We start from the raw sequence: 13,674 nt of genomic DNA on the forward strand, positions 1-13,674 counted from the left end.
GCCGAAAAGCAGGGTTCCAAGTTGCACAGCCTTCATCCGCTGCTGCGACTTGCCCGAGTGTCAGGCGCGCGGGTGGCGAAATTGGTAGACGCACCAGGTTTAGGTCCTGACGCCAGCAATGGTGTGGGGGTTCGAGTCCCCCCCCGCGCACCACCTCACAGACGAACAGATTCTTACCGGTTGGCCAGAGTGGCTGGTTGACCGACATCCTTTTGGAGAATGCCATGACCGTGACCGTTGAAACCCTGGAAAAGCTCGAGCGCAAGATCACGCTGACACTGCCGGCCGAAGTGATCCAGAGCGAAGTGTCCAAGCGCCTCAAGCGCCTGGCCCGCGATGTCAAGATGGACGGCTTCCGTCCTGGCAAGGTCCCCATGAACGTGGTGGCCCAGCGCTATGGTTATTCGGTGCACTACGAGGTCATGAACGACAAGGTGGGCGAGGCCTTTGCCACCGCCGCCAACGAAGCCAAGCTGCGCGTCGCCGGTCAGCCCAAGATCACCGAAAAGGAAGAATCGCCCGAAGGCCAACTGGCTTTTGACGCCGTCTTCGAGGTGTACCCCGAAGTGAAGATCGAAGACCTGTCCACCGCTGAAGTGGAGAAGATTTCGGCCGAAGTGGACGATGCTGCCATCGACCGCACGCTGGACATCCTGCGCAAGCAGCGCCGCACCTTTGCGCAACGCGCGCAGGACCAGGCCGCCGCCGACGGCGACCGCGTCACCATCGACTTCGCCGGCAAGATCGACGGCGAGGCTTTTGAAGGTGGCAAGGCCGAAGGCTTCCAGTTCATCGTCGGCGATGGCCAGATGCTCAAGGAATTTGAAGACGCCGTGCGCGGCATGAAGTCGGGCGAGTCCAAGACGTTCCCCCTGGCCTTCCCCGAGGACTACCACGGCAAGGACGTGGCCGGCAAGACCGCCGACTTCCTGGTCACCGTGAACAAGATTGAAGCCGCTCACCTGCCCGATGTGGACGAGGCCCTGGCCAAGTCGCTCGGCATCGCCGAAGGCACGGTCGAAGGCCTGCGCGCCGACATCAAGAAAAACCTGGAGCGCGAAGTCAAACACCGCCTGCAGGCCCGCAACAAGCAGGCTGCCATGGATGCCCTGGCCGCCAAAGCCGAACTGGACCTGCCGAAGTCGGTGGTGCAGGCCGAACTGGACCGCCTGGTCGAAGGCGCCCGCGCCGACCTGAAGCAGCGCGGAGTGAAAGACGCCGACAAGGCGCCGATCCCCGACGACCTGTTCCGTCCCCAGGCCGAGCGCCGTGTGCGCCTGGGTCTGGTGGTGGCGGAGCTGGTGCGTGCCAACGAGTTGCACGCCACGTCCGAGCAGATCAAGGCACACATCGACGAGCTCGCTGCTTCTTACGAAAAGCCGGCTGAAGTGGTGCGCTGGTACACCGGCGACAACCGCCGCATGGCCGAAGTGGAAGCCATCGTGATCGAGAACAACGTGACCGAATTCGTGCTGTCCAAGGCCAAAATCAATCAAAAGTCGATCAGCTTCGATGAGCTGATGGGTCAGGCCTGATTGGCCCACAGCGGGTCAGCGGTCGGGTCGCTTGCGGCACCGGTCGGGATCCGCGGTCACGTCAGGACTGGAAAGGGCGGAGCAATCCGCCCTTTTTTTGTTCCCCGACGCTTGCCTTTTTCAACAGGCACGCCATATGCCTACCTCGGCCAAAGCCGCGACCGTGTGGCGGCTTTGGCAGGTTGGTTACAGTAGTGGCATGTTATGCATCAACACATGGAGAAACGCATGAGCGCAATGGACATTCAGGGCTTGGGCATGGTGCCCATGGTGATCGAGACCTCGGGCCGCGGCGAGCGCGCCTACGACATCTATTCGCGCCTGCTCAAGGAGCGCGTGATCTTCCTGGTGGGTGAGGTCAATGACCATTCGGCCAATCTGGTTGTCGCGCAGCTGCTGTTCCTGGAAAGTGAAAACCCTGACAAGGACATTTCGTTCTACATCAACTCGCCCGGCGGTTCGGTGAGCGCCGGCATGGCGATCTTCGACACGATGAACTTCATCAAGCCCGACGTGTCCACACTGTGCTGTGGCTTCGCTGCCAGTATGGGTGCTTTCCTGTTGGCCGCAGGAACCAAGGGCAAGCGGTTCTCGCTACCCAACTCCAAGATCATGATTCACCAGCCGTCTGGTGGAAGCCGCGGTCAGGCGACCGAGATCGAGATCCAGGCCCGAGAAATCCTCAAGACCCGCGAGCAGCTGAACAAGATCCTGGCCGAACGCACCGGCCAGCCGCTGGAGCGCATTGCACGCGACACGGAACGCGACTACTACATGTCGGCCGCCGAATCGGCCGAATACGGCCTGATCGACAAGGTGATCGAAAAGCGTGGGGCTATCGCAGCCTGATGCCGATGGACTGGATGGTGCCGTCGAGGTTCCCATCGGTCCAGTGTCTCCTCCAAACCGCCTGATCCGTGCCCAAAGAGGCGCTTTTCCGGCATTTGTCACATTGCAGCCTTGAACTATCATTGTTCCCGTTGCATCTCTCTGTCTTTCTGAACCCCAAATCTCATGGCCGACAAAAAAGCCGCCTCCGGTGAAAAAGCGCTCTACTGCTCGTTTTGTGGCAAGAGCCAGCACGAGGTCAAGAAGCTGATCGCGGGGCCCTCGGTGTTCATCTGCGACGAGTGCATCGAGCTGTGCAACGACATCATCCGCGACGAACTGCCGGGACTGGAATCGGTCAAGGCGTCGGGCGATGACGTGCCTACGCCTGCCGACCTGAAGGGCAATCTCGACAGCTACGTGATCGGTCAGGAAGGGGCCAAGCGGGCTTTGGCGGTGGCGGTCTACAACCACTACAAACGCCTGCGCCACAAACAGACAGCACGCAAGGACGAGGTGGAACTGGCCAAAAGCAACATCCTGCTGATCGGTCCCACGGGTTCGGGAAAGACCTTGCTGGCCCAGACCATGGCGCGCATGCTCAACGTGCCGTTTGTCATGGCGGACGCCACCACGCTGACCGAAGCCGGCTATGTGGGCGAAGACGTGGAGAACATCGTCGCCAAGCTGCTGCAAAGTTGCAACTACGACGTCGAACGTGCCCAGCAGGGCATCGTCTACATCGACGAGATTGACAAGATCACCCGCAAGTCGGACAACCCGTCCATCACGCGTGACGTGTCGGGCGAGGGTGTGCAGCAGGCCCTGCTCAAGTTGATCGAAGGCACCATGGCCTCGGTGCCGCCCCAGGGTGGCCGCAAGCATCCGAACCAGGATTTCCTGCAGGTCGACACGACCAACATCCTGTTCATCTGCGGTGGCGCCTTCGCCGGGCTGGAAAAAATCATCGAAAACCGCACCGAAGCCTCGGGCATGGGGTTCAGCGCGGTGGTCAAGAGCAAGAAGCAGCGCAGCCTGACCGACGCCTTCAAGGAAATCGAACCCGAAGACCTGATCAAGTTCGGCCTGATTCCAGAACTGGTGGGCCGCGTGCCGGTGATTGCCGCGCTGTCGGAGCTCAGCGAGGATGCGCTGGTCGAAATCCTGACCGAACCCAAGAACGCCGTGGTCAAGCAGTTTTCGCGGCTGCTGTCCATGGAAGGCGCGGAGCTGGAAGTCCGCCCCGCCGCCCTCAAAGCCATCGCGCGCAAGGCACTGGCGCGCAAGACCGGCGCGCGCGGCCTGCGCTCGATACTGGAAAACGCGCTGATCGACACCATGTTCGATCTGCCAGGCATGAGCAACGTGGAGAAAGTCGTGGTGGACGAGTCCACCATTGAAGAGAACAAGCCTCCCCTGCTGGTCTACCGCGAAGCGGCCAAACAGGCCTGAACGGTAGCGGGCATGCGTGAGTGAGTGCATGCCAAGTTGATGATGCGCCCGGTGTCGACCGCCCGCATCTGCCCATGACCCTTTTGTTGAGGTTGAGAAATGTCCGGACAAACCCCTTTGCCCAGCACGCCGGTTGACCTGCCACTGCTGCCCTTGCGCGACGTGGTGGTCTTCCCGCACATGGTGATCCCGCTGTTTGTGGGGCGCCCGAAAAGCATCAAGGCGCTGGAGTCCGCCATGGAAGCGGAGCGGCGCATCATGCTGGTGGCCCAGAAAGCCGCCGCCAAGGACGAGCCCTCCACGGAGGACATGTTCGAAATGGGTTGCATCGCCACCATCCTGCAGATGCTGAAACTGCCCGACGGCACCGTGAAGGTGTTGGTGGAGGGGGTTCAGCGTGCAAAAGTTTTGTCGATCACCGACGGTGAGACCCACTTTGTCGCCAGCGTCCACCCGGTGGACCCGGCGGTTGAGCGTGCCGACATCCTGTCGACCGAACTCGAGGCGCTGCGCCGTGCCGTGATGCAGCAGTTTGACCAGTACGTCAAACTGAACAAGAAGATCCCGTCGGAAATCCTGACCTCGATCTCCAGCATTGACGACCCCGGTCGCCTGGCCGACACCATTGCAGCCCACTTGCCGCTGAAGCTGGAGTCCAAGCAGGTCGTGCTCGATCTGGACCCGGTCAACAAGCGCCTGGAAAACCTGTTTGAGCAGCTCGAACGCGAGGTCGACATCCTCAATGTCGACAAGAAGATCCGTGGCCGGGTGAAGCGCCAGATGGAGAAGAACCAGCGTGACTTCTACCTGAACGAGCAGGTCAAGGCGATCCAGAAGGAGCTGGGCGAAGGCGAAGAGGGCGCCGACATCGAAGAGATTGAGAAGAAGATCAAGGCCGCCAAGATGCCCGCCGAGGCGCGCAAGAAGGCCGACGCCGAGTTCAAGAAGCTCAAGCTGATGTCGCCCATGTCTGCCGAGGCCACCGTGGTACGCAACTATATCGATGCCCTGGTGGCCCTGCCCTGGAGCAAGAAGACCAAGATCAAGCACGATCTGGCACACGCCGAAGCCGTACTCAACGAAGACCATTACGGTCTCGACAAGGTCAAGGACCGCATCCTCGAATACCTCGCGGTCCAGCAGCGCGTGGACAAGGTCAAGGCGCCGATCCTGTGCCTGGTCGGCCCACCCGGTGTGGGCAAGACCTCGCTCGGCCAGTCGGTGGCCGAGGCCACGGGCCGCAAGTATGTTCGCATGGCCTTGGGAGGCATGCGCGACGAGGCCGAAATCCGCGGTCACCGCCGCACCTACATCGGCGCCATGCCGGGCAAGGTGCTGCAAAGCCTCTCGAAGATCGGCACGCGCAACCCGTTGTTCCTGCTCGATGAGATCGACAAGCTGGGCACCGATTTCCGCGGGGATCCGTCGAGCGCCTTGCTGGAGGTGCTGGATCCGGAGCAGAACCACACCTTTGGTGACCACTACGTCGAGGTCGATTTCGACCTGTCCGACGTGATGTTCGTCGCCACCTCGAACTCGATGAACATCCCGCCAGCCCTGCTGGACCGGATGGAAGTGATCCGCCTCTCGGGTTACACCGAAGAGGAGAAGACCAATATCGCGATCCGCTACCTGTTGCCGAAACAGCTGAAGAACAACGGCATCCGCGAAGGCGAGATGGAGGTGAAGGACGACGCGGTGCGCGACATCGTGCGCTACTACACCCGCGAAGCCGGTGTGCGTTCGCTGGAGCGTGAACTCTCCAAGATCTGCCGCAAGGTGGTCAAGGGCCTGCTGCTCAAGAAGTACACGCCGACCGTGGTGGTCGATGCTGAAAACCTCAGCGAATTCCTGGGTGTGCGCAAGTACAGCTACGGCCGCGCCGAAGCGCAGAACCAGGTTGGCCAGGTGGTGGGTCTGGCCTGGACCGAGGTGGGTGGCGATCTGCTGACCATCGAAGTGGCGATCATGCCCGGCAAGGGCGTGATCACGCGGACCGGGTCTCTGGGTGACGTGATGAAGGAGTCGGTGGAAGCGGCTCGCACGGTGGTGCGCAGCCGTGCCCGGTCACTCGGCATCAAGGACGAACAGTTCGACAAGCGCGACATCCACATCCACGTGCCCGATGGCGCCACGCCCAAGGATGGACCGAGCGCCGGTGCGGCTATGACCACGGCGCTGGTGTCCTCGCTCACGGGCATCCCGGTGCGGGCCGACGTGGCCATGACCGGAGAGATCACCTTGCGTGGTGAAGTCACCGCGATTGGTGGCTTGAAGGAAAAGCTCCTGGCGGCTTTGCGTGGCGGCATCAAGACCGTGATCATTCCCGAAGAAAACGTGAAGGATCTGGCCGAGATTCCCGACAATGTGAAGCAGGGTCTGGAGATCGTACCGGTCAAATGGATCGACAAGGTGCTGGCCATTGCGCTGGAGCGCCAGCCGGTTCCGCTGACCGACGAAGAGGTCGCTGCACAGGTGGCCGCAGCTTCCGTGCGCCCGGCGGCACCCGCACCCGATGCTGTGAAACATTGAGTCAAAAAATTTGCGGGGGCTTGAAAAGAGGCGTTTTTCTGCGCTAGAATTCCAGCTTCTGACAAACATCAGAAACATGCGGGAATAGCTCAGTTGGTAGAGCGCAACCTTGCCAAGGTTGAGGTCGCGAGTTCGAGTCTCGTTTCCCGCTCCAGTTTTGAAAAAGGGAAGCCGAGCTTCCCTTTTTTGTCGATTGGGATGAATGGGTTTTCCGATTCATCGCATAGGGCGCGATAGCAAATCGGTTATGCAACGGATTGCAAATCCGTCTAGCCCGGTTCGACTCCGGGTCGCGCCTCCAGTCACTGGTCGGTATCAGGCATTGCGGGAATAGCTCAGTTGGTAGAGCGCAACCTTGCCAAGGTTGAGGTCGCGAGTTCGAGTCTCGTTTCCCGCTCCAACATCAAAAAAGGGGAAGCTGTGCTTCCCCTTTTTTCGTTTCCGCTCTGGGCGATCGCGGGGCCGTTGCCCGCAGTGTTCGTCAGGCGTCTGTCCATGAGGCGGCGCTGTTGGCGAACCTGCGACAATGACAGGCTGGCCTCGATGGTGAAATTGGTAGACACAGCGGACTTAAAATCCGCCGCTTTCCCGAGAGGGGGCGTACCGGTTCGACCCCGGTTCGAGGCACCACATCCCCTAGGCTTTTTCCGGTTTCACCGGTACAGTGAGTTTTCATGACCCGATACAACGCACCCTTTGAAATCCACGTGCATGGCGATGTGCCGTTGCGCGAGGATGTGGCTTATGGCCAGATTCAGGATGCGCTCAAGCCACTCTGGCAGTATGCCGGTGCCCGCTCACTGGCGGCAGCGGCCGAGAGCAGCTACGAGGACGAGCCGGGCATCCGCTTTGACGCCGAAGCTCACGTCTTGCAGATGTGCTGGACGGTGCCGGGCGATGAGGATTTTCGTCAGGTGATCGAAGAAGCCTGCATGGGCCTGAACGACATCGCATCGGCCGGTGCGCCGCTCGAAGTGTCTTTCTACGACACCGAGTTCGATGAAGAAGACGAGACCTCCGAAGAGGAGGCGCGCGACGACTTCATGATGTGTTTTGTTGGCCCCACGCCCGCGGCCATCATGCAGGTGCAGCGCGACCTGCTGGTGCAGGATGTGGTGCACATCATGGAGCGGCACTTTGACGCGGCCGAGCTGGGTGATGTGGTTGGCTCGATCGACAAGCTGTTCTCGCAGCGCTTTGACGCCCTCGTCAACTCCATGCAGCTGGGCCGCCCGCCCCGAGGGCATGGTGGTGGATCCTCGGGTCACGGCGGTGGGCGCAAGCCACGCCATTTGCACTGACACATGCCTGATGGAACGGCGGTCTGCGCTGAGCGCAGGCACCGGCCTTGAGTCATCGGCGCGGCGTGAATCCGTGAGACCCTGATGGCGCTGTTTTCCACCGAAGCCCTGAACCCCGGCGTGCGCAGGCGCGAAGTGTTCGGCTGGGCCATGTACGACTTCGCCAACTCGGGCTACACCACCGTGGTGCTGACGGCGGTGTTTGCGGCCTATTTTGTCGGCGCCGTGGCCGGGGGCGCTGTCTGGGCCACGTTCGCCTGGACGCTCGCACTCAGCGTGTCGCATGCCATCGTGATGGTGACCATGCCCGCCATGGGGGCCTGGGCTGACCGCTTTGGTGCCAAGAAGCGGCTGCTGCTGTTCACCACCTTGGGCTGCGTGCTGGCGACGGCCGCACTGGCTTTTGTCGGACCCGGGATGGTGGCACTGGCGGTGCTGTTGATCATTGTTTCCAATGTCTGCTTCGCCTGGGGTGAGTCCCTGATTGCCGCGTTCCTGCCCGAACTCGCACGTCCGGCAGCCATGGGCCGGGTCAGCGGCTGGGGCTGGAGCTTTGGTTACTTCGGCGGCATGCTGGCGCTCGGCCTGAGTCTGGTGTACGTGATCCGGGCTCAAGGGCAGGGGCAGACGGCTGCCCAGTTCGTGCCCGTGACCATGTGGATCACCGCCGGGATCTTTGCGCTCGCGGCGCTGGTCACTTTCAAGCTGCTGAAGGAACGGGCCAAACCTCAGGCTCGGTCGGCTGAAGGCGGACTGAAGGCTTCATTGAGCCGCCTGCATGCGACCTACCGCGACGCCCGGCGCTACCGCGATTTCATGTGGCTGCTGGCCTGCGCGGCGGCGTACCAGGGCGGCGTGACCGTGACCATCACGCTGGCGGCCATCTACGCCGAACAGGTGATCGGGTTTGTTCAGCAGGAAACCATGGTGCTGATTTTTGTGCTCAACATTGCTGCGGCATTGGGCGCGTTTGCCTTTGGCTACTGGCAGGACCGGCTGGGTCACAAGCTCGCGCTGGGCATCACCCTGGTCGGCTGGATCGCAACTTGCATCATCGCCGCACTCACCACCACCAAAGGGGGCTTCTGGTACGCCGCGGCGATCGCGGGTTTATGCATGGGTTCCAGCCAGTCGTCCGGTCGCGCCATGGCGGGCATGCTGGCGCCCCCGAAGCAGTTGGCTGAGTTCTACGGCCTCTGGACCTTTGCAACTCGGCTGGCGAGCATCATCGGGCCGTTGAGCTATGGGGCCATCACCTGGGCCACCGGGGGCAACCAGCGGCTGGCCATTGGGTTCACGGCGCTGCTGTTTTTGCTCGGGCTCGTCTTGCTGTTGCCGGTGAACATGGAGCGGGGGCGTCGGGCCGCCTTGTCGGGTCCTGGCGTGGCGAGCGGCTGAAGCCTGCGTCGCGGAGCGGTTTGTGCTCCTGATCAAAAGTCCACATGTATGGCGCCAACGGTTGTGCCGAGCCAGCGGGCCGACGCTTGCGCCAGCGGTGTCGGGTCACCTGTGGACAACAGCGTGATGTGCGGCGTGCCGCACACCACTGCGTTGGCCTCGGGAAGCCCCAGCACCGCCCGCGTGCGGCGTGCCACCGGAGCGCCGGTTTCAACCAGGCGCACGGCAGGCCCAGACAGCGTCTGCAGGATGTCGGCTGCGAACGGGTAGTGCGTGCAGCCCAGCACCAGGGTGTCCATGGGTGCCGAGGTTTTGGCGCTGGCGCGCAAGGCGTCCAGATAGCGTGCACACAGGGCGCGTGTCCTGGCTTCGTCGCCGTGCTCGATGGCGTCGACCAGGCCTTCGCAGGCTTGGGTTGTGAAATGCAGCGGGCGGCTGGATTCGGACTCGACACGGGTGCGCAGGCGGGCGAAGCGCTCACTCTCGACCGTACCGCGCGTGGCGAGCACGCCGATGTGTCCGCTCCGGCTGAGTGCGGCCGCGGGCTTGAGTGCCGGTTCCACGCCCACGATGGGCCAGTCCGGGTGCTCCTGGCGCAGGGATTCAATGGCCATGGCGGTGGCGGTGTTGCAGGCCACCACCAGCGCGTCGACCGCTGAGTCCTGGCGCAGGCATTGTGTGATGCGATGCGCGCGCTCGGTCACCTGCGCTGCGCTGCGCCCGCCGTAGGGGGTGTAGGCCCCGTCGGCCAGGTACACGTAGCGGGCTTCCGGCATTTCGAGCAGCAGGGCGCGCAGCACGCTCAGGCCGCCCAGACCACTGTCAAAAACCCCGATGGTTTTCAAGCGGCGGCCACCGCGATGCCTTTGAACTCGCCCGAGGCGATGCGCTTGCTCCACTCTGCCGGGCCGGTGATGTGGGCGCTGGTGCCGCCCGCATCCACCGCCACGGTCACGGGCATGTCGACCACGTCGAACTCGTAGATGGCTTCCATGCCGAGGTCGGCAAAGCCCACGACCTTGGCGGTCTTGATGGCTTTGGAGACGAGGTAGGCGGCACCGCCCACGGCCATGAGGTAGGCCGATTTGTGCTTCTTGATGGCTTCGATGGCGACCGGGCCACGTTCGGCCTTGCCGACCATGGCGATCAGGCCGGTTTGCGCGAGCATCATCTCGGTGAAGCCGTCCATGCGGGTGGCGGTTGTCGGACCGGCGGGGCCGACGGCCTCGCCCTTGACCGGATCGACCGGGCCGACGTAGTAGATGACGCGGTTGGTGAAGTCCACCGGCAGCTGCTCGCCCTTGGCCAGCATGTCCTGGATGCGCTTGTGCGCGGCGTCGCGGCCGGTCAGCATCTTGCCGTTGAGCAGCAGGGTGTCGCCGGGCTTCCAGCTCGCCACTTCGGCGGCGGTGAGGGCGTTGAGGTCCACCTTTTTGCTCTTCACGTAGTCGGGCGTCCAGGCCACGTCGGGCCAGAGGTCCAGGCTCGGCGGGTCGATGTAGACCGGGCCACTGCCATCGAGCACGAAGTGCGCGTGGCGCGTGGCGGCGCAGTTGGGGATCATGGCCACGGGCTTGCTGGCCGCGTGCGTGGGGTACATCTTGATCTTGACGTCGAGCACGGTGGTGAGGCCACCGAGGCCCTGCGCGCCGATGCCCAGGGCATTGACCTTGTCAAACAGCTCCAGGCGCATTTCTTCGACCTTGCTGAGCTTTTCGCCATTGGACGCCTTGGCCTGCAGCTCGTACATGTCCAGGTCGTCCATCAGGCTTTCCTTGGCCATCAGAACGGCTTTTTCAGCAGTGCCGCCGATGCCGATGCCCAGCATGCCCGGCGGGCACCAGCCGGCGCCCATGGTCGGCACGGTCTTGAGCACCCATTCGACCACGTTGTCGCCCGGGTTGAGCATGACCATCTTGGATTTGTTCTCCGAGCCACCGCCCTTGGCGGCCACGGTCACTTCCACCGTATTGCCCGGCACGATCTCGGTGAAGATCACGGCCGGGGTGTTGTCCTTGGTGTTCTTGCGGTCGAACTGCGGATCGGCCACCACGCTGGCGCGCAGCGTGTTGTCGGGGTGGTTGTAGCCGCGCCGCACGCCCTCGTTGATGGCATCGTCCAGGCTGCCGCTGAAACCGTCCCAGCGCACGTCCATGCCCACCTTGAGGAACACGTTGACGATGCCGGTGTCCTGACAGATCGGGCGGTGGCCGGTGGCGCTCATCTTGCTGTTGGTCAGGATCTGCGCGATGGCGTCCTTGGCGGCGGCGCTCTGCTCGCGTTCGTAGGCGCGGGCCAGGTGGGCGATGTAGTCGGCCGGGTGGTAGTAGCTGATGTACTGCAGGGCGGCGGCGACGGATTCGATCAGGTCGTTCTGGCGGATGCTCGTGGTCATGGCGTGGGCTGTGTGATTGACGTGGACAACGGGTGCTGCACTGGTGGCGCGGCGCAAGGTCTGCTACGGTGGGATCAGCCTGCTATTTTGACAGGACTAGCCTTTCACCGGCTGACGACTGGAGGCCCGCCATGGATACCCGTACCGAACACGACAGCATGGGACCGATCGAGGTGCCCGCGGACCACCTGTGGGGTGCGCAAACCCAGCGTTCCCTGCAGCACTTTGACATTTCTGGCGAGCGGATGCCGCGTGAGCTGATCCGTGCGCTGGTCCGGGCCAAGCGGGCCTGTGCCGTGGTGAACCAGAGCCTTGCCGGTCTGGCGCCCGACAATGCGCGAGCCATTGAGGCCGCGGCCGAAGAGGTGATCAGTGGGCGGTGGGATGCCGAATTTCCGCTGGTGATCTGGCAGACCGGTTCAGGCACGCAGACCAACATGAACGTCAACGAGGTGCTGGCCAACCGCGCCAGCGAGCTGTTGGGCGGCACGCGTGGCGAGGGGCGACTGGTGCACCCGAACGACGACGTCAACCGCAGCCAGTCGTCCAACGACGTGTTTCCCACCGCCATGCACCTGGCGGCGGTGGACGGACTCACCCACCGATTGCTGCCGGCGCTGATCGCGCTGCGAGACACGCTGACCGCCAAGTCGACGGACTTTGACGGTATCGTGAAGATCGGCCGCACCCACCTTCAGGACGCCACACCGCTGACGCTGGGGCAGGAGATATCGGGCTGGGCGGCGCAGCTGTCGCATGCCGAGCACCATGTGCGTGCCGCGCTGCCGCACCTGTGCGAACTCGCGCTCGGCGGTACGGCGGTGGGTACCGGGCTCAACGCGCCAGCGGGCTTCGCCGAGCAGGTGGCCGCCGAGCTGGCCCGGTACACCGGCCTGCCGCTGGTGAGCGCACCCAACAAATTTGAAGCGCTGGCCAGCTGCGATGCGCTGGTGCACGCCCATGGTGCTTTGAAAGGGCTGGCAGCGAGTCTGATGAAAATCGCCAACGATGTGCGCTGGCTCGCCAGTGGTCCACGCAGCGGACTGGGCGAACTGTCCATTCCCGAAAACGAACCGGGCTCGTCCATCATGCCGGGCAAGGTCAACCCGACGCAGTGCGAGGCGCTCACCATGTTGTGTTGCCAGGTCATGGGCAATGACGTGGCCATCAACATGGGTGGTTCGTCGGGCAATTTCGAACTCAATGTGTTCCGTCCGATGGTGGCCCACAACTTTCTGCAGAGCGTGCGCCTGCTGGCCGATGGCATGGCGAGCTTCCATGAGCACTGCGCGGCCGGCATCGAACCCAACCGCGAGCGCATCGCTGAAATGCTGGAGCAGTCGCTGATGCTGGTGACCGCGCTGAACCCTCACATCGGCTACGACCGTGCCGCCGAGATTGCGAAAAAAGCGCACCGGGAAGGTATGACCCTCAGAGAGGCTGCACTGGCGTCAGGTCACGTGAGCGCCGAGCAGTTTGATCGGTGGGTGGTGCCGGGCGACATGACCGGGCGTTGATGCTGCCCAGGACGCAGAATGAAAAAAAAGCGGCCGGGTGGCCGCTTTTCATCCTGTGCGAGTCCGGGCGATCAGTGGGTGTTGGTCGCTGGATGCACCATCAGGCGGTCGGTCATGGCGATGGCCATGGCGCTGAGCAGGAACACCACATGAATGATGGTCTGCCACATGAGCACCTTTTCATCGTAGTTGGCCGCGTTGATGAAGGTCTTGAGCAGGTGGATGGAGCTGATGCCGATGATGGCGGTGGCCAGCTTGACCTTCAGCACCGAAGCGTTCACATGGCTCAGCCACTCGGGCTGGTCCGGGTGGCTCTCCAGGTTCATGCGGCTCACGAAGGTTTCGTAGCCACCCACGATCACCATGATCAGCAGGTTCGAGATCATGACCACGTCGATCAGCGCCAGCACCACCAGCATGATGATGGTTTCGTTGAGCGAGGTGACATCGGCCGATTCCTTGTAGCCGATGCTGTGAACCAGCGCGGCCAGCGCATCCTTGCTCCCAAAGGCCGCCTCGATCAGGTGAACCAGCTCCACCCAGAAATGGAAAACGTAGATGGCCTGAGCCAGGATCAGGCCAAGATACAGCGGCAACTGCAGCCAGCGGCTGGCAAAAATCAGGTTGGGCAGGGAGCGGATGGCGACGGGTGTTTTGACGGGAGCGGTCATGGAAATGGGTGTTTTGCCGGAAGCGAACGTACAGAAGAAGGCGTT

The 13,674-nt window shown here is 62.7% G+C and carries 10 protein-coding genes and 5 tRNA genes; 12 read left to right on the plus strand and 3 right to left on the minus strand.

Features of this window, described 5'->3' with window-relative positions:
* Positions 1 to 66: 66 nt before the first annotated feature.
* The 11 genes from AC23D4_RS01520 (at position 67) to AC23D4_RS01570 (ending at position 9,046) form a co-directional block, all read left to right on the plus strand.
* A tRNA-Leu gene (locus tag AC23D4_RS01520) sits at positions 67 to 153 on the plus strand.
* A gap of 71 nt (positions 154 to 224) precedes the next feature.
* Entirely contained in the window at positions 225 to 1,535 is a 1,311-nt protein-coding gene (gene tig / locus AC23D4_RS01525; protein ID WP_472889455.1) for a trigger factor, read from the plus strand.
* A gap of 228 nt (positions 1,536 to 1,763) precedes the next feature.
* Positions 1,764 to 2,384 carry an ATP-dependent Clp endopeptidase proteolytic subunit ClpP gene (gene clpP / locus AC23D4_RS01530; protein ID WP_305360374.1) on the plus strand — a complete coding sequence of 207 codons (621 nt, stop codon included), beginning with the start codon at positions 1,764 to 1,766 and terminating at the stop codon, positions 2,382 to 2,384.
* A gap of 165 nt (positions 2,385 to 2,549) precedes the next feature.
* The gene (clpX, locus tag AC23D4_RS01535) at positions 2,550 to 3,815 is read left to right on the plus strand and encodes an ATP-dependent Clp protease ATP-binding subunit ClpX (protein ID WP_305360375.1); all 1,266 of its coding nucleotides are present in this window, start codon (positions 2,550 to 2,552) and stop codon (positions 3,813 to 3,815) included.
* Between the two features lie 99 nt (positions 3,816 to 3,914).
* Positions 3,915 to 6,347 carry an endopeptidase La gene (gene lon, locus AC23D4_RS01540; protein ID WP_472889456.1) on the plus strand — a complete coding sequence of 811 codons (2,433 nt, stop codon included), beginning with the start codon at positions 3,915 to 3,917 and terminating at the stop codon, positions 6,345 to 6,347.
* Positions 6,348 to 6,425: 78 nt separating this feature from the next.
* Positions 6,426 to 6,501: transfer RNA gene (locus AC23D4_RS01545), tRNA-Gly, on the plus strand.
* Positions 6,502 to 6,574: 73 nt separating this feature from the next.
* Positions 6,575 to 6,648, plus strand: a tRNA-Cys gene (locus AC23D4_RS01550).
* Positions 6,649 to 6,671: 23 nt separating this feature from the next.
* Positions 6,672 to 6,747: transfer RNA gene (locus AC23D4_RS01555), tRNA-Gly, on the plus strand.
* A gap of 137 nt (positions 6,748 to 6,884) precedes the next feature.
* Positions 6,885 to 6,977, plus strand: a tRNA-Leu gene (locus tag AC23D4_RS01560).
* A 44-nt stretch (positions 6,978 to 7,021) separates the two neighbouring features.
* Positions 7,022 to 7,648 (plus strand): DUF6806 family protein, encoded by a 627-nt coding sequence (locus AC23D4_RS01565; protein ID WP_472889457.1) that lies wholly within the window; start codon positions 7,022 to 7,024, stop codon positions 7,646 to 7,648.
* Positions 7,649 to 7,732: 84 nt separating this feature from the next.
* Positions 7,733 to 9,046, plus strand: coding sequence for an MFS transporter (locus AC23D4_RS01570; protein WP_472889458.1), 1,314 nt, complete (start codon positions 7,733 to 7,735; stop codon positions 9,044 to 9,046).
* Positions 9,047 to 9,078: 32 nt separating this feature from the next.
* On the opposite strand, the gene murI is transcribed toward AC23D4_RS01570, so the two are convergent.
* Positions 9,079 to 9,891 carry a glutamate racemase gene (gene murI / locus AC23D4_RS01575; RefSeq protein WP_472889459.1) on the minus strand — a complete coding sequence of 271 codons (813 nt, stop codon included), beginning with the start codon at positions 9,889 to 9,891 and terminating at the stop codon, positions 9,079 to 9,081.
* On the minus strand, positions 9,888 to 11,441 hold the full coding sequence (locus tag AC23D4_RS01580) for a fumarate hydratase (RefSeq protein ID WP_472889460.1): 1,554 nt from the start codon (positions 11,439 to 11,441) through the stop codon (positions 9,888 to 9,890). Before AC23D4_RS01580 ends, murI begins: the two co-directional genes overlap by 4 nt.
* 131 nt (positions 11,442 to 11,572) lie before the next feature.
* Here AC23D4_RS01580 and fumC point away from each other — a divergent pair, with 131 nt between their 5' ends.
* On the plus strand, positions 11,573 to 12,958 hold the full coding sequence (fumC, locus tag AC23D4_RS01585) for a class II fumarate hydratase (RefSeq protein WP_472889461.1): 1,386 nt from the start codon (positions 11,573 to 11,575) through the stop codon (positions 12,956 to 12,958).
* Positions 12,959 to 13,029: 71 nt separating this feature from the next.
* Here fumC and AC23D4_RS01590 read toward each other — a convergent pair whose 3' ends face one another.
* Entirely contained in the window at positions 13,030 to 13,629 is a 600-nt protein-coding gene (locus tag AC23D4_RS01590) for a TIGR00645 family protein (RefSeq protein ID WP_305360382.1), read from the minus strand.
* Positions 13,630 to 13,674: the final 45 nt, after the last annotated feature.

It is taken from the genome of Hydrogenophaga sp. L76 (assembly GCF_057654755.1).